The following is a 13760-nucleotide window of genomic DNA, read 5'->3' on the forward strand; positions in this document are numbered from 1 at the left end:
TCTTCTCTCCTGCCGTACACCTTGGACTGGGTTTGCTGACCGTAGGGCATCGGCGGCCCGCCGGCTGCCCCGCCGCGCGCTCCAGCGTTGACCGCCGTCGACGGTCTAGCGCCAACCGACGTCGATCCGGTCGCCGCGCTCGTCGAAGAAGTGCAGGGCGTCCATGCGTACGGAGACGGCCAGCGGGTGACCGGGGCCGACCGCCGGGTACGGGGCGAGCCGGACCGCCAGCTCCGCCGGGCGGCGGTGGTGTCGGCCGGGGTCGCTGAGCACGCTGGCCCGGTTGTCCCCCGCAGGCTCGGCGGCGGGCTGCTCCGCCTCGCCGCCCCGGCCGGTGAGCCGCTGCATGACCTGCCCGAGCCTGCTCCGGCCGCGCGGACCGGCGACGTCCTGGACCGGGGTGCCCATCTGGTCGACCACGACCGCGGTGGCGCCGATGTCGACGAAGGCCAGCGACTCGTGGCCGTGGTGCTCCAGGTAGCGGATGCGGCCCATCAGCACGTGCCCCGGCGCGTCCGGGGCGACCGGGGTGAGCGCCTCCGCCCGCATCCCGATCACTATTCGCTCCCCGTGGTAGTGCGCGACCGCGCGACTGCGGATGTCGTCCCACGGCAGGTGCAGGGCCTGGTCGCCGAGGCTCAGCGTGATGTAGCGGTCCAGGTGGACGTAGACCGACGCCTCCAGCAGGTTCATCCGGGGGCTGCCGAGGAACGCGGCGACGTAGAGGGTCGCCGGCCGCCCGTACACCTGGGTGGGGGTGCCGACGTCCTGGAGCACGCCCTTGCGCATGATGGCCACCCGGTCGGCCATGGTCAGCGCCTCGGCCTGGTCGTGGGTGACGTAGATGGTGGTGACGCCCAGCTCCCGGGTCAGCCCGGAGATCTCCGCCCGCAGCTCGGCGCGGAGGCCGCTGTCGAGGTTGGACAGCGGCTCGTCCATCAGGAACAGGCCCGGTCGGCGGACGATGGCCCGCCCCATGGCGACCCGCTGGCGCTGCCCGCCGGAGAGCTGGCTGGGCTTGCGGCCCAGCATGTCGCCGATGCCCAGCGCGCTGGCCACGTCGGCGACGCGTTCCTCGCGCGGCGACGGCTCGATCCCGGCCAGCCGCAGCGGGAAGGCGAGGTTGCCGCCGACGGTCATGTGCGGATAGAGGGCGAAGTCCTGGAAGACCATGGCGATCCCCCGGTCGCCGGGTTCCAGGTCGTTGACCAGGTCGCCGCCGAGCAGCACCGCACCGGAGGTGGGCTCCTCCAGCCCCGCGATCATGCGCAGGACGGTGGACTTCCCGCAGCCGGACGGCCCCAGCAGGACCATGAACTCGCCGTCGTTGACGTCGAGGTTGAGCTTGTCGACGGCGATCGTCCCGTCCCGGAATACCTTGGTCACATCCTTGAGCGCGACGGTGGTCACCGTCACCTCCCCCGCTCCTAGGCACAGTCCCGAATGAATGACTGTGACCAGGGTCATGGCCTGCGCGCATCAGGTAAAAGTTTGATGTTCGCCCCGTGACAGATTTATTACCTCGACTGGCCGGGCCGGGCGGGGCGGTCAAGGAACACCCGGCGGACCACCCGCTCGGCGGCGTGGCCGTCGTCCAGGGCGCAGAAACGGGCCCGGAACCGCCGCCGGGCCTCCGTCGCGGCGGGGGCGTCGACCGCGCCGGAACGGAACAGGTCGAGCAGGCCGGGGAAGCTGGTCGTCACCGCGCCGGGCGGCTCGGCCAGCAGGTCCAGGTAGACGCCCCGGGCCAGCCGGTACGCCACCCAGTCGGGGGCGTAGACGACGATCGGGCGGTCCAGCACGGCGTAGTCGAACATCGCCGACGAGTAGTCGGTGACCAGCACGTCGGCGGCGAGGTAGAGGTCCTCGACCCGGGGGTGGCCGCTGACGTCGAGCAGCCGGAGCCCGCCGGGGGCGTCGTCCGGCGGGCCGCCCGTGGCCGGCCGGCGGCCCCGGTCGTGGAAGTAGTGGCTGCGCATGAGCAGCCGGCCGGTCGGGCCGAGCACGTCCAGCAGCACCCCCGGGTCGAACGGGGGCCGGTAGCCGGGCAGGTGCTCCCGGTGGGTGGGGGCGTAGAGCACCACCCGGTCGCCGGGGGCGATGCCCAGGCCGGCGCGCACCTCGCGTACCTCGTCGGGGGTCGCGGTGACCAGCCGGTCGTTGCGCGGGTAGCCCACCTCCAGGGTGGTGTACGCCGCCGGGTACGCCCGCTCCCACATCCGGGTGGAGAAGCTGTTCGAGGTGATGCTGTAGTCCCAGCGGTCCACCCGGCGCAGCAGCTTGGCGAAGTCCATCCCCACCGCGCCGACGGGGTAGCGCTGCTGGTCCAGCCCCATCACCTTGACCGGGGTGCCGTGGTGGGTCTGCACGTGCACCGAGCCGGGCCGCTTGCGTACGAAGTCGGGGAAGTTGACGTTGTTGACCAGCCAGGTGGCGCGGGCCAGCACCCGGTGGTACTCGCGGGTGCCGGCCACCACGTACTCGATGCCCGGCGGCAGGGCGTCGACGGCGTCCCGGCGGACGATCCACACCCCGCGCACCCTCGGCGCGAGCCGGCGGGCCGCCTCGTAGATCGCGGCCGGGTTGCAGGCGTAGCCGCGATACCAGTAGGCGGCGTAGACGGCCAGGTCCGGGTCGAGCGGCCGGCGCAGTTGGGCCCGGTAGTACTCGCGCAGCAGCGCGTCGCGGCCCCGCCTGGCGTTGCGCCGCAGCACCGGCTTGGCCCGGCGGACGCGCCGCCGCACGCCGTCGCGCGCCCGGTTGGCGGCGCGCAGCGCGCTGAAGGTCCGCCACCGGCCGGCGGCGACCAGCCGGTGCTTGAGCCCCTCCACGCCCTCCGGGGCGGGGTAGCCGCCGGGCGGCAGCCAGCGGGCGTGATCGGCGGTGATCTGGGCGAAGAAGGCGGGCCGCAGCTCGGGGGCGATCCGCTCGCCGTTGCCGAGCACGGTCAGGTAGTGCCAGATCATCCGCTCGAAGAGCACCGGCCGCAGGTCGTCGAGGATGGGGCCCGGGGCGCGCTCGTCGAGCCAGCGGAACACCCGGTGCCACTGGTCGAAGACCTCGAAGTGCCGGTCCCCCCGGGTGCGGGTGATCGCCCCGACCCGGCGCTGCCGGTAGTTCACGCAGACCCGGTCCAGCACCCCGATCCGCTCGGCGGCCAGCAGCACCGGGTAGCTGAAGGGCACGTCCTCGTACCAGCCGGGTTCGAAGCGCAGCCCCAGGGCGGTGAGGAAGTCCCGGCGGACCAGCCGGTTCCAGGCGGTGTGCAGCAGCCGCAGCGTCTCCGGCCGCTCCCGCAGCCGAAAGGTCGCCGCCGGATCGGGCGGGGTGGGGAAGACGTCGCGCATCGCGCTGCGGGTGGCCCGCTCGTTCCAGCGCACCCGGACGTGGTCGACGAGGAGCACGTCGGGGCGGGTGGCCCGGAGCCGGGCGGCCACCTCGATCAGGCAGTCCGGGGCGAGCCAGTCGTCGCCGTCGAGGAACCAGACGTACTCGCCGCAGGCCACGTCCAGCCCGGCGTTGCGGGCCGCGCCGAGGCCGACGTTGCGGGGCAGCCGCAGCGCGCGGACCCGGTGGTCGCGGGCCGCGTACTCGGTCAGGATGTCGCCGCTGCCGTCGGGCGAGTGGTCGTCGACGCCGATGACCTCGACGTCGTCGAAGGGCTGGCCGAGGATCGAGTCGACGCATTCGCCCAGGTAGGCCTGCACCCGGTAGGCCGGCACGACGAAGCTGATCAGCGTCATCGGCCGGCCCCCCACGTCAGCTCGGCTGGCGGACGCCTCCGCCGGCCGGGACCTCCACGGCCCGTCGGGCGCGGGCCGGCAGGACGACCCAGGCCAGGACCACACTCCCGACGAAAACCACGAACAGGTACGTACCGAGTGTAGCCATCCCCACCGCCGCGAAGCCGGCAATTGCCGCCACGGTCAGCAGCACCGAGCGCCCCTCCCAGCCCAGCGTCCACGGGTGCAGCGGCGGGGCCGCCTGCCGCTTCTCCAGCCGGGCCGTCAGGTCGTAGTGGTGCAGGGTGAGCACGAAGACGTACCCGAAGACGACCCAGGCCGGGACGCCGCCGACCACGCCGACCGCGACGGCGAAGAGGTATTCCCCCGCCCGCAGCGCCGCCGGGACCAGCCAGTCCAGCGGGCCGTCGTGCCCCGCTCGCGCCCCCAGGCCGGCGACCAGCAGCACCAGCAGCGCCACCGGCACCGCCCAGCGCAGCCCGCCGGGGTCACCGTCGGCGCGCTCGCGCAGCCCGGCCGCGACCAGCAGCACCGCCGGGCCGAGGGCGGCGAGCACCGCGAGGACCAGCGGGCCACCCGCCCGCAGCGCCGGCAGCCGGGCCGCGAGCGGCCCGTCGTCGCGGTGCAAGGTGGCGTCGACCGTGCCCAGCACCGGCACCCGCATCCAGCGGGCCCGCAGGGTCCGCAACGCCCCCGTGTACGCGAACGCCAGCACCCCCCAGGTCAGCACCGCGACCAGGGCGACCAGCGGGCTGAAGAACGCCACGGCCAGCGCGATCAGCGCCCACCGCTCCCCGATCGGGAACACCACCGTCCGCTTCAGCCAGTACGACAGCGAACCCGTGTCGGCCTGCACCCGCGTCGACGCGGCGTTCAGCTTGTCGCCGATCCCGCCACCGCCGGTGCCGGCCGCCTTCGGCCGGCGGGCCGCCTCGTCGTGCAGCACCCCGTACCAGGTGTCGGTCATGTGCCGGACGGTCTGCAACGTCATCGCGGCCACGGCCAGCGCCCAGCCGTACCGGAACCCGGCGGCCGTCGCCCCGTAGCCGAGGCCGGCGTAGACCACGTACTCCTTCGCCCGGTCGGCCATGGTGTCCAGCCAGCCGCCCCAGGCGCTGAAGTTGCGGGTGTAGCGGGCGAGTTGCCCGTCCACGCAGTCCAGCATGAAGCCCAGGTAGAGCAGGACCGCGCCGGCCACCAGCGCCGGCCGGCCGCCGACGCCGAAGAGCACCGCGGCGGCCACCGCGAAGAGCACCGAGATCGCGGTGACCCCGGTCGGGGTCAGCCGCAGCCGCGCCGACCACTTCGTCACGTACGGCGACCAGGTGCTGACGAAGTACGTGGTGAAGAAGTCGTCCCGCTCCTTCACCGAGAGCCGCAGCTCCGCCCGGTCCTCGTCCACCCCGCTGAGGGCGTCCTCGGCGGCGGCCAGCCCGGCCGGGTCGACGACCCGGTGGGCGACCAGCAGGCGTACCCGGTGGGCGAAGATCAGCGTGCCGCGCGCGGTGAGGCCGGCGAGGAGCCGGTCCACGGCGGGCCCGGCCGGTCCCTGCCCCCCGGCCTCCGGGCCGGCCATCAGCCGGGCGGCCGCCGAGCGGGCGGCGGCGGCGCGGGCCGCCTCGGCCAGGGTCGGCAGGTCGGCGCGCCCCACCCGCAGCGCGCCGCCGAAGACCCCGGTCGGCTCGCCGTCGAGCAACCCGGCCGGATCATTCGCCGACTGCCCGGCCGGATCTCCGGCCGACTGCCCGGCCGACTGGCCGGTTGGCGGCCCCGCCGGCTGGCCGGTCACGGCGGCGGCGACCAGTTGGCCGCGCTCCTCGCGGACCACGGCCCGGCCGGCGGCCGGCGGGTCGGTGAGCACCAGGGCCACCGTCGGCCCGACCGGGCTGGTGGCCAGGTGCCGCAGTACGGCGGTGTGCGCCACCAGGTCCGCCCCGCTGACGATCACCGGGCCGTCGGCGGCGTCCGCCAGGGCCGCCACCTCCGTCAGGTCGGCGGCGTGGCGCACCTGGGTCGCCCCGGCCCGGTGCCACTGGTCGGCGAGCCGGTCGGCGAGCGTCGCCCCGGCCCGGGTCGGCAGGCTCGCGGCCGGCGCACCGGCGGCGAGCACGATCACGAGCGTCACCGCGGAACCGCGGTGTGGTAGGCGTCGATCGCCTCGGCGATCGTCCCGTCGACGGTGAGCCGTCCGGCGTCGAGGTACAACCCCCGACGGCAGAAACGGGTCAGATCCTTTTCGTTGTGTGACACCAGCACCAGTGTGCGTCCCTCCCGCAGCAATCGGTCGATCGTCGCATAGCACTTCTTGCGGAACTCGGCGTCCCCGACCGCAGTCACCTCGTCCATCAGCAGTACGGGGTGGGGCAGGTGGGCGATGATGGCGAACCCCAGCCGCACCTTCATCCCCGACGAGTAGTGCCGCACCACCGTGTCGATGGACCGTTCGACCTGCTCACCGGCGAAGGAGACGATCTCGTCGAAGTGCCGCCGCAGGTAGCCGTGCGACAGCCCGTGCAGCCCGCCGACGAGGTACAGGTTCTCCCGCCCGGTCAGGTCGTTGGAGAAGCCGGCGGAGAGTTCCAGCAGGGGCGCGACGTCGCCCCGGACCCGGATGCTCCCCTCGTCGGGGATCAGCACCCCGGCGATCAGCCGCAGCAGGGTGCTCTTGCCGGTGCCGTTGCGCCCGACCACGCCGACGGTCTCCCCGGCGGCGACGTCGAACGACACGTCCCGCAGCGGCCAGAACCGCCCGTCGTCGGCGGAGCGGCCTTTGTCGGCGGAGCGGCCTTCGTCGGCGGCGCGGCCCGGCGGGCGGATGAAGAACTCGCGCAGCCGCAGTTGTCGCCGCCGGTTGCGCACGAAGCGGATGCCCAGCCCTTCGGCGGAGATGATCGGCTCCGCCATCACCGCCCCCCGCGCGTCGTCGCCACCGTCGTCATCACAGCTCCTTGAGCACGGCCGGTTCCAGCCGGCGGAACGCCCACCAGCCGGTCACCAGCACCAGCACGCTGACCGCGACCGTGCCGGCCAGCAGCCGGGCGTCCGGGAACTGGCCCGGATACCAGACCGCGTGGTGCAGCTGGAAGATGCCGACCAGCGGGTTCAGCTCGTACGCGGCCTTCACCCAGCCCGGCATCCCCGACTCCCGCACCAGGCTGAGCGGGTAGATGATCGGGGTGGCGTAGAAGAGCAGCCGGATGACCAGCCGCATGAACCGCTCGACGTCACGCATCAGCACGTTGACCGCCGACAGCAGCAGCGCCAGGCCGGCCAGCAGCACCGCCTGCACGGCCACGGCCAGCGGCAGGGCCAACATCGACCAGCCGGGGCGCACCTCGCCCCGCGCCGCGTAGAGCACGGCGATGGCGACCAGGATCGGCAGCCCGGCGGCGTACTCGGCGAACCGGCCGACGATCCGGCCGATCGGGAAGACCTGACGCGGGACGTTCATCGTGGTGATCAACCGGGCCTGCCCGGTGAGCGCGGTCGTCGCCTCGGTCAGCGCCGAGCTGGCCCACATCCAGGCGAAGATCCCGGTGATCAGGAACAACGGGTACGACCCGGCGGCCTCCCCGAGGTGCCGGCTGGTGTCGCGGGAGTAGAGCACCCCGAAGACGAACCAGTAGATCGCGCTCATCCCCAGCGGCTCGATCAGCGACCAGAGGTACCCGAGCACCGACTGCCGGTACTTCACCGCGAGGTCGCGCCGGACGAGGATGCGCAGCGCGTTGCGGCGCGCCCAGAGCGCCCCGACGGCCGATGTCACCTCGCCTCCTCGGCGCTCAGCACTCGATCACGTCTCCTCGGCGCTCAGCACTCGATCACGTTGACGGCCAGGCCGCCCCGCGCCGTCTCCTTGTACTTGACCTTCATGTCGGCGCCGGTCTCGCGCATCGTCTTGATCACCTTGTCCAGCGAGACGTGGTGCACCCCGTCGCCGCGCAGCGCCAGCCGGGCGGCGGTGATCGCCTTGATGCTAGCCACCGCGTTCCGCTCGATGCAGGGGATCTGCACCAGGCCACCGACCGGGTCGCAGGTCAGCCCGAGGTTGTGCTCCATGCCGATCTCGGCGGCGTTCTCCACCTGCTCCGGGGTGCCGCCCAGCGCCTCGGCCAGCCCGGCGGCCGCCATCGAGCAGGCCGAGCCGACCTCGCCCTGGCAGCCCACCTCGGCCCCGGAGATCGACGCGTTCTCCTTGAACAGCACGCCGATCGCGCCGGCCGCCAGCAGGAACCGGACCACGCCCTCCTCGGACGTCCCCGGCACGAACCGGGTGTAGTAGTGCAGCACCGCCGGGATGATCCCGGCCGCGCCGTTGGTCGGGGCGGTGACCACCCGGCCGCCGGCCGCGTTCTCCTCGTTGACCGCCAGCGCGAAGAGCGTCACCCAGTCCATCACCCGCAGCGGGTCGGCGGTCCCGGTGTCCGCCTCCAGGCTGCGCCGCAGCTCCGCCGCGCGCCGCCGGACCTTCAACCCCCCGGGGAGTACGCCGTCGCGCTCGCAGCCCCGCTCCACGCACTCGCGCATCGCCCGCCAGATCCCCAGCAGCCCCGCCCGCACCTCGCCCTCGGTGCGCCGGGAGCACTCGTTGGCGAGCATCACCTCGCTGATCGACAGCCCGTTGCCGGCGCTGACCGCCAGCAGCTCCGCCCCGGTGCCGAACGGGTGCCGGACCGCGGTGGCGTCGGCCACGATCCGGTCCGCCCCGGCCGCCGCCTCGTCGACCACGAACCCGCCGCCGACCGAGTAGTACGTCCGCTCGCGCGCCTGCGCGCCGTCGACGTCGTACGCGGTGAAGACCATCCCGTTCGGGTGGTACGGCAGCGACCGCCGCCGGTGCAGCACCAGGTCCCGGTCCGGGTCGAAGTCGATCTCCTGCGCGCCGAGCAGGCTGAGCCGCCGGTCGGCGCGGATCCGGGCCACCCGGGGCCCCACGGTGTCGGTGTCGACCGCCTCCGGGGCCTCCCCCTCCAGCCCGAGCAGCACCGCCCGGTCGCTGCCGTGGCCGTGGCCGGTGGCGCCGAGCGAGCCGAACAACTCGGCCCGCACCCGGGTCGTCTCGGCCAGCAGCCCGTCGGCCTTGAGCCCGGCGACGAACATCCGGGCGGCCCGCATCGGCCCCACCGTGTGCGAGCTGGACGGCCCGATGCCCACGCTGAAGAGATCGAAAACACTGATCATGTGTACGTCCTCGCCGTCGTCCCCGCCGCGCGGCCGGATCGCGGCTGCGCCGGTCGAGGTGGGGCGTCCCACCGCCGGTCTGGGTGCGGACGGCCCGACCGTCGACGATACCCGCCCAGCTCAGGCACCCCCCACCTCACGCGTGGGACCTGGGGAGCGGGTGGACCGGGGGAACGGGTGGGACCTGGGGAGTCAGGGCGGGGCCGCCCGGGTACGCAACAGGTACGGGCCGGTGCAATCCCCCTCGAAACGCAGGGCGGGTTGGCACCGCGCCCCTACCGTGGAGTGCAGAGGCGGCGGGTACGCCGCAGAGTGGGAGACGACGATGAGTCGCAAACTGGTCCGGCCCCGCGAGGGGCGCATGCTCGCCGGGGTCTGCGTGGGCCTGGCTCGCCGGTTCAACACGTCCGCCGGCATGATCCGGTTCCTGTTCCTGCTGTCGCTGCTGCTGCCCGGCACCCAGGTGATCGTCTACCTGGTGCTCTGGGTGCTGATGCCGAACGAGGACCGCTACGCCGCCCGCTACTGACCCCACCCGCCCGTCAACTGCCAAGCGCCCGCCCCGCAAGTTCGGGGGCGGGCGCTTCGCCGTGGTGGTCGCACCCGGTCAGGGGGCGGTGTAGGTGACCGTGACCTTTTCGTATCCCAGGGAGCGGAGCAGGCCCTCCAGCATCTTGCGGGTGTTCTCCTCGGCGCGGGCCTGCAGGCCGCTGTCCCGCGCGGCCGTGGTGATCCGCTCCTCGGCCATCCGGTAGACCTGCTGCTGACGGTTCGGATCGCCCTTGACCAGGTCGTTGACCCGGTTGAGCAGGCCCCGCTGCTCCGACACGACGTAGCTCTTCTCCAGGTCCAGGTTGGTCTGGTCGAGCTGCGGCGCGGGGAGCTTCACCTCGACGGACTTCCCGTCCGGCGACACCGTCAGCGCCCCCTCGGCGATCTTGCCGAAGTCGACGTACGCCTGGACGCTGCCCGCGCCGACGAAGAGGGTGCGCTGGTTGAGCAGGAACTCCGGCACGTTCTTCCGGTCGTTCTGCAGGTCGACCACGACCTGGAAGTTGCCCTCGGCCGCGACGTAGCGGCTGAGGTCCTGGATCGACTTGAGCAGCGGCGGCTGGCTGCGGTTGGTCTGCTCCTTGGTGAAGGGGTTGCGGAAGTCCGGGAAGACCCCCGTGGCCTGCGCCCCGAGCAACACCACCACGGCCAGCGCCGCGACGCCGAGCACCATCAGCAGCCCTCGCGCGGCCCCGGAGGGACCACGGGAGGGGGCGGGCTCGGCAGGACCCCGCAGGTCCCGCTCGGAGTAGCCCTGCGGAACCGGCCGGTCGACCTCACCGTCAGGGGACATCGCTCACCATCCTCGACCATCCTCGATCGGACACATCGTCTGCCGATGACGGTACGGCCCCGGTGCGACACGCGCGCGGCAAGCGCCCGGCGATCCGCACCTGTCGCGCCGCGCGGGGGCGTGCCCTGCGGCGCCGAGGCGGTCGTCGTGCCAGGTCAGGCGAACGCCGAGAGGCCGGTGAGCCGCTGCCCGATGACCAGCTGGTGGATCTCGGAGGTGCCCTCGTAGGTGAGCACGCTCTCCAGGTTGTTGGCGTGCCGCATCACCGGGTACTCCCCCGAGACGCCGTTCGCCCCGAGGATCGTGCGGCACTGCCGGGCGATGGCCAACGCCTCCCGGACGTTGTTCAGCTTCCCGACGCTGACCTGCTCGGGGCGCAGCTTGCCGGCGTCGGCGAGCCGGCCCAGGTGCAGCGCCAGCAGCAGGCCCTTCTGCCACTCGACGGCCATGTCGGCGAGCTTGGCCTGGGTGAGCTGGAAGCCGGCCAGCGGCCGGCCGAACTGGGTGCGGCTGGTCGCGTACGCCAGGGTGGTCTCCAGGCAGTCGCGGGCCGCGCCGAGCGCACCCCAGACGATGCCGTGCCGGGCCTCGGTGAGGCAGCTCAGCGGGGCCTTGAGCCCGGCGGCGTCGGGGAGCAGGGCGTCCGCCGGGAGCCGGACCTCGTCGAGGGAGATCTCGCCGGTCGCGGAGGCGCGCAGCGACATCTTGCGCCGGATCTCGCGCACCGACACCCCGGGGGTCTCCATGGGTACGGCGAAACCGCGCACCCCCTCGTCGGTGCGGGCCCAGATCACCGCGACGTCGGCGACCGGCGCGTTGGTGATCCACATCTTGCCGCCGTGCAGCACCCAGTCGCCGCCGTCGCGGCGGGCGCGGGTGGCCATCGACGCCGGGTCGGAGCCGTGGTCCGGCTCGGTCAGCCCGAAGCAGCCGATCGCCTCGCCGGCGGCCATCGGGGGCAGCCAGCGCCGCTTCTGCTCCTCGCTGCCGTAGCGCCAGATCGCGTACATCGCCAGGGAGCCCTGCACGGAGACCAGGGAGCGCACGCCGGAGTCGCCGGCCTCCAGCTCCAGGCAGGCCAGCCCGTACGCGACGGCGGAGGAGCCGGCGCAGCCGTACCCGGTCAGGTGCATGCCGAGCAGGCCGAGCGCGCCGAACTCGCGGGCCAGCTCCCGGACCGGGACGTGGCCCTGCTCGTACCACTCGGCGACGTGCGGGCGGACCCGGTCGGCGACGAGCCGGCGGACGACGGCCTGGACCTGCCGCTCCTCTTCGTCGAGCAGGGCGCCCAGGTCCAGCAGGTCGAACGGCGAGGCGGGACTCATGCCTGCCACCCTAACGAATCCTCAGGTGCCGGCGTCGACCCCGACGACGCGACCACTTCGGCCGTCAGTCGGCCTGGTCGCTGAGCGGCAGCACCCGGGCGTGGATCTGGTTGCGCTGCTGGAGGGCGGCGCGCAGCGCCCGGTGCAGCCCGTCCTCCAGGTAGAGCCCGCCGTTCCACTGCACCACGTGCGGGAAGAGGTCACCGTAGAAGGTGGAGTCCTCGGCGAGGAGCTTGTCCAGCGCCAACTCGCGCTTGGTGGTGATCAACTGGTCGAGCCGCAACGGGCGCGGCGGGATCTCCGACCACTGCTTGAGCGTCAGATTGTGATCCGGGTAGGGACGCCCGTCCCGAACCGCTCTGAAGATCACGACGACACGCTCCCCTTTCCGGACCACTCCGACCGACCGCCCCCGCTGCTGGACGCGGCACGGCACCGCGTGGCGGCACGACGACCATGCCAGCGTAGCCGCACGCACCACACCGCGTTCGACTCCCTCGTGGCGGCCCCTGCACCGTCCGTACCCCCGGCGGGCCACTCGAATCGGGCGAGCGGCCGTGAGATCGGGCGGGGCCTACCGCAGCGGCGGGCGGTCAGCCCCAGCGGCCACGGTGGACCACCTCGTCGACCGGGCGACGCCCCCGCCGCAGCGACGGCGAACGGTGGTCCGGCGCCCGGTAACCGACCGTGATCGCGCCGATCGGATGGTATTCCTGCGGCACCCCGAACGCCTCCCGGTACGCGTCGAGGCGCTGCGGCGGGATGCCGAAGAAGCACGCCCCCAGCCCCTCGTCGACCGCGGTGAGCAGCATCAGCAGCGCGGCGAAGCCGGTGTCGACGTACCAGTACGGCACCGGCCAGCGCTCCGTCGAACGGTCCGCCCAGCCCTTGTCCGGCTCGGCGTAGCGCTCCAGGTAGGCCGAGCGGTTGGCGTGCGGCACGACGATCAGCGGGGCCCGGCGCATCCCGGTCAGCCACCGCTCGCGCCCACCGCCGCCCGGGGTGGCCACCGCCCAGAACCGCTCCCGGTCGGCCGGGGCGTCCAGCACCAGGAACCCCCAGCCCTGGGCGAACCCGGCCGACGGGGCCCGGACGGCGTGGTCGAGCAACCGCTGCACCACGTCGGGCGGGACCGGGCGGTCCGGGTCGTAGTTGCGCACCATCCGGCGGCGCCGGAGCACCTCGGCGAATTCCATGCCGCTCCCCTCGTGCCCTCGGGCCCTCGTGCCGGCCCGGTCAGCCGCCGGGCCGGATGCCCCACACGCCCCGCCAGGTGTCCCCCGGCTCCAGCGTGATGACGTCCTTGCCGGAGCGGAACGCGTCCGGCGGGCAGGTCATCGGCTCGACGGCCACCGACCGCCGGTGCCGCTCCCCCTGCAGGGTGTCCCCGGTGAAGACCTGCCACCAGCCGAACTCGCGGTCGGCCCAGACGTGCACGGCGGCGGCGTCGTCCGGGGCGGCCAGGGTCACCGAGGAACCGCCGTCGGCGTCGCGCAGCACGTCGCCGAACGCCATGTCGAGCACGGCGTCGCCGATGCGGCGCGGGCGGGTGTAGTCGAAGTCGGTGCCGGCGACCGGGGCAGCGCCGATCGGCAGCAGCCGACCGTCCACCAGCACCCGCAGCTCTGCGGGCACCCGCAACGCCAGGTCGTCCACGGCCACCCCGGGCAACCGCAGGTACGGGTGCATCGAGTAGCCGAAGGGGCAGGGCTCCGCGCCGACGTTGGTCGCCTCGTGCTCGACGCACAGTCCGTCCGCCCCGACGGCGTACCGGGTGCGCAGCCGCAGCGGCCAGGGGTAGCCGGGCTGTGCGGGCAGGTCGTAGCCGACGGTCACCGCGTCGTCGTCCTGGGCGATGAGGTGCCAGCGCACCCAGTTGACCAGGCCGTGGAGGGCGTTGCTCCGGGTCGGCTCGGTCAGCGTGAGCTGCAACGACTGCCCGCCGAAGGCGTACTGCCCGTCGCGGATCCGGTTCGGCCAGGGCGCCAGCACCTGCCCGGCCCCGCCGGGGCAGAGCTCGTCCGGCTCGTACCCGTCGAGGTAGTCGGTCCCGTCGTGCCGGTAGCTGCGCAACCCGCCGCCCACCTCCACGACGACGGCCTCGTGGCCGGCTGCGGAAATGGTCCACTGGGCGCCCGAGAGCGGGCGCGATGCGACGTTCGGCAT

At 73.6% G+C, this 13760-nt stretch carries 12 protein-coding genes; 1 reads left to right on the forward strand and 11 read right to left on the reverse strand.

Annotated elements, in window-relative coordinates:
* Positions 1-105: 105 nt before the first annotated feature.
* The 6 genes from ACLQ2V_RS06490 to ACLQ2V_RS06515 all read right to left on the reverse strand — a co-directional run bounded on the left by ACLQ2V_RS06490 (position 106) and on the right by ACLQ2V_RS06515 (position 8924).
* Positions 106-1410, reverse strand: coding sequence for an ABC transporter ATP-binding protein (locus ACLQ2V_RS06490; protein ID WP_425717742.1), 1305 nt, complete (start codon positions 1408-1410; stop codon positions 106-108).
* A 107-nt stretch (positions 1411-1517) separates the two neighbouring features.
* Positions 1518-3743 (reverse strand): bifunctional glycosyltransferase/CDP-glycerol:glycerophosphate glycerophosphotransferase, encoded by a 2226-nt coding sequence (locus ACLQ2V_RS06495; protein ID WP_425717443.1) that lies wholly within the window; start codon positions 3741-3743, stop codon positions 1518-1520.
* 16 nt (positions 3744-3759) lie between these two features.
* A complete protein-coding gene (locus ACLQ2V_RS06500; protein ID WP_425717444.1) occupies positions 3760-5868 on the reverse strand; it encodes a DUF5941 domain-containing protein in 2109 nt (702 codons plus the stop codon).
* Complete coding sequence (locus ACLQ2V_RS06505) at positions 5865-6647, reverse strand: ABC transporter ATP-binding protein (RefSeq protein WP_425717445.1); 783 nt, start codon at positions 6645-6647, stop codon at positions 5865-5867. Before ACLQ2V_RS06505 ends, ACLQ2V_RS06500 begins: the two co-directional genes overlap by 4 nt.
* Positions 6648-6681: 34 nt before the next feature.
* Entirely contained in the window at positions 6682-7509 is an 828-nt protein-coding gene (locus tag ACLQ2V_RS06510; RefSeq protein ID WP_425717446.1) for an ABC transporter permease, read from the reverse strand.
* Positions 7510-7553: 44 nt separating this feature from the next.
* On the reverse strand, positions 7554-8924 hold the full coding sequence (locus tag ACLQ2V_RS06515) for an L-serine ammonia-lyase (protein ID WP_425717447.1): 1371 nt from the start codon (positions 8922-8924) through the stop codon (positions 7554-7556).
* Between the two features lie 325 nt (positions 8925-9249).
* Between ACLQ2V_RS06515 and ACLQ2V_RS06520 the strand changes: the two genes are divergently transcribed.
* Positions 9250-9453 carry a PspC domain-containing protein gene (locus ACLQ2V_RS06520; RefSeq protein WP_425717448.1) on the forward strand — a complete coding sequence of 68 codons (204 nt, stop codon included), beginning with the start codon at positions 9250-9252 and terminating at the stop codon, positions 9451-9453.
* A gap of 78 nt (positions 9454-9531) precedes the next feature.
* Here the strand turns inward: ACLQ2V_RS06520 and ACLQ2V_RS06525 are convergent, their stop codons facing one another.
* The 5 genes from ACLQ2V_RS06525 to ACLQ2V_RS06545 form a co-directional block, all read right to left on the reverse strand.
* Complete coding sequence (locus ACLQ2V_RS06525; RefSeq protein ID WP_425717449.1) at positions 9532-10269, reverse strand: DUF4230 domain-containing protein; 738 nt, start codon at positions 10267-10269, stop codon at positions 9532-9534.
* A 155-nt stretch (positions 10270-10424) separates the two neighbouring features.
* Positions 10425-11594 carry an acyl-CoA dehydrogenase family protein gene (locus tag ACLQ2V_RS06530; protein WP_425717450.1) on the reverse strand — a complete coding sequence of 390 codons (1170 nt, stop codon included), beginning with the start codon at positions 11592-11594 and terminating at the stop codon, positions 10425-10427.
* Between the two features lie 64 nt (positions 11595-11658).
* On the reverse strand, positions 11659-11964 hold the full coding sequence (locus ACLQ2V_RS06535; RefSeq protein WP_425717451.1) for a type II toxin-antitoxin system VapB family antitoxin: 306 nt from the start codon (positions 11962-11964) through the stop codon (positions 11659-11661).
* A gap of 223 nt (positions 11965-12187) precedes the next feature.
* Positions 12188-12790 carry a nitroreductase family protein gene (locus ACLQ2V_RS06540; RefSeq protein WP_425717452.1) on the reverse strand — a complete coding sequence of 201 codons (603 nt, stop codon included), beginning with the start codon at positions 12788-12790 and terminating at the stop codon, positions 12188-12190.
* Positions 12791-12830: 40 nt separating this feature from the next.
* Positions 12831-13760, reverse strand: coding sequence for an aldose 1-epimerase family protein (locus tag ACLQ2V_RS06545; protein ID WP_425717453.1), 930 nt, complete (start codon positions 13758-13760; stop codon positions 12831-12833).

The sequence above is a fragment of the Micromonospora sp. DT233 genome, from assembly GCF_049841815.1.
GTDB lineage: Bacteria > Actinomycetota > Actinomycetes > Mycobacteriales > Micromonosporaceae > Micromonospora.

What these genes read in the sequence shown, in the direction of transcription:
- ACLQ2V_RS06540 (WP_425717452.1), bottom strand. Translation starts at nt 12,790, where the DNA reads ATGGAATTCGCCGAGGTGCTCCGGCGCCGCCGGATGGTGCGCAACTAC.
- ACLQ2V_RS06530 (WP_425717450.1), bottom strand. Translation starts at nt 11,594, where the DNA reads ATGAGTCCCGCCTCGCCGTTCGACCTGCTGGACCTGGGCGCCCTGCTC.
- ACLQ2V_RS06525 (WP_425717449.1), bottom strand. Translation starts at nt 10,269, where the DNA reads ATGTCCCCTGACGGTGAGGTCGACCGGCCGGTTCCGCAGGGCTACTCC.
- ACLQ2V_RS06520 (WP_425717448.1), top strand. Translation starts at nt 9,250, where the DNA reads ATGAGTCGCAAACTGGTCCGGCCCCGCGAGGGGCGCATGCTCGCCGGG.
- ACLQ2V_RS06495 (WP_425717443.1), bottom strand. Translation starts at nt 3,743, where the DNA reads ATGACGCTGATCAGCTTCGTCGTGCCGGCCTACCGGGTGCAGGCCTAC.
- ACLQ2V_RS06505 (WP_425717445.1), bottom strand. Translation starts at nt 6,647, where the DNA reads ATGGCGGAGCCGATCATCTCCGCCGAAGGGCTGGGCATCCGCTTCGTG.
- ACLQ2V_RS06515 (WP_425717447.1), bottom strand. Translation starts at nt 8,924, where the DNA reads ATGATCAGTGTTTTCGATCTCTTCAGCGTGGGCATCGGGCCGTCCAGC.
- ACLQ2V_RS06545 (WP_425717453.1), bottom strand. Translation starts at nt 13,760, where the DNA reads ATGCCGAACGTCGCATCGCGCCCGCTCTCGGGCGCCCAGTGGACCATT.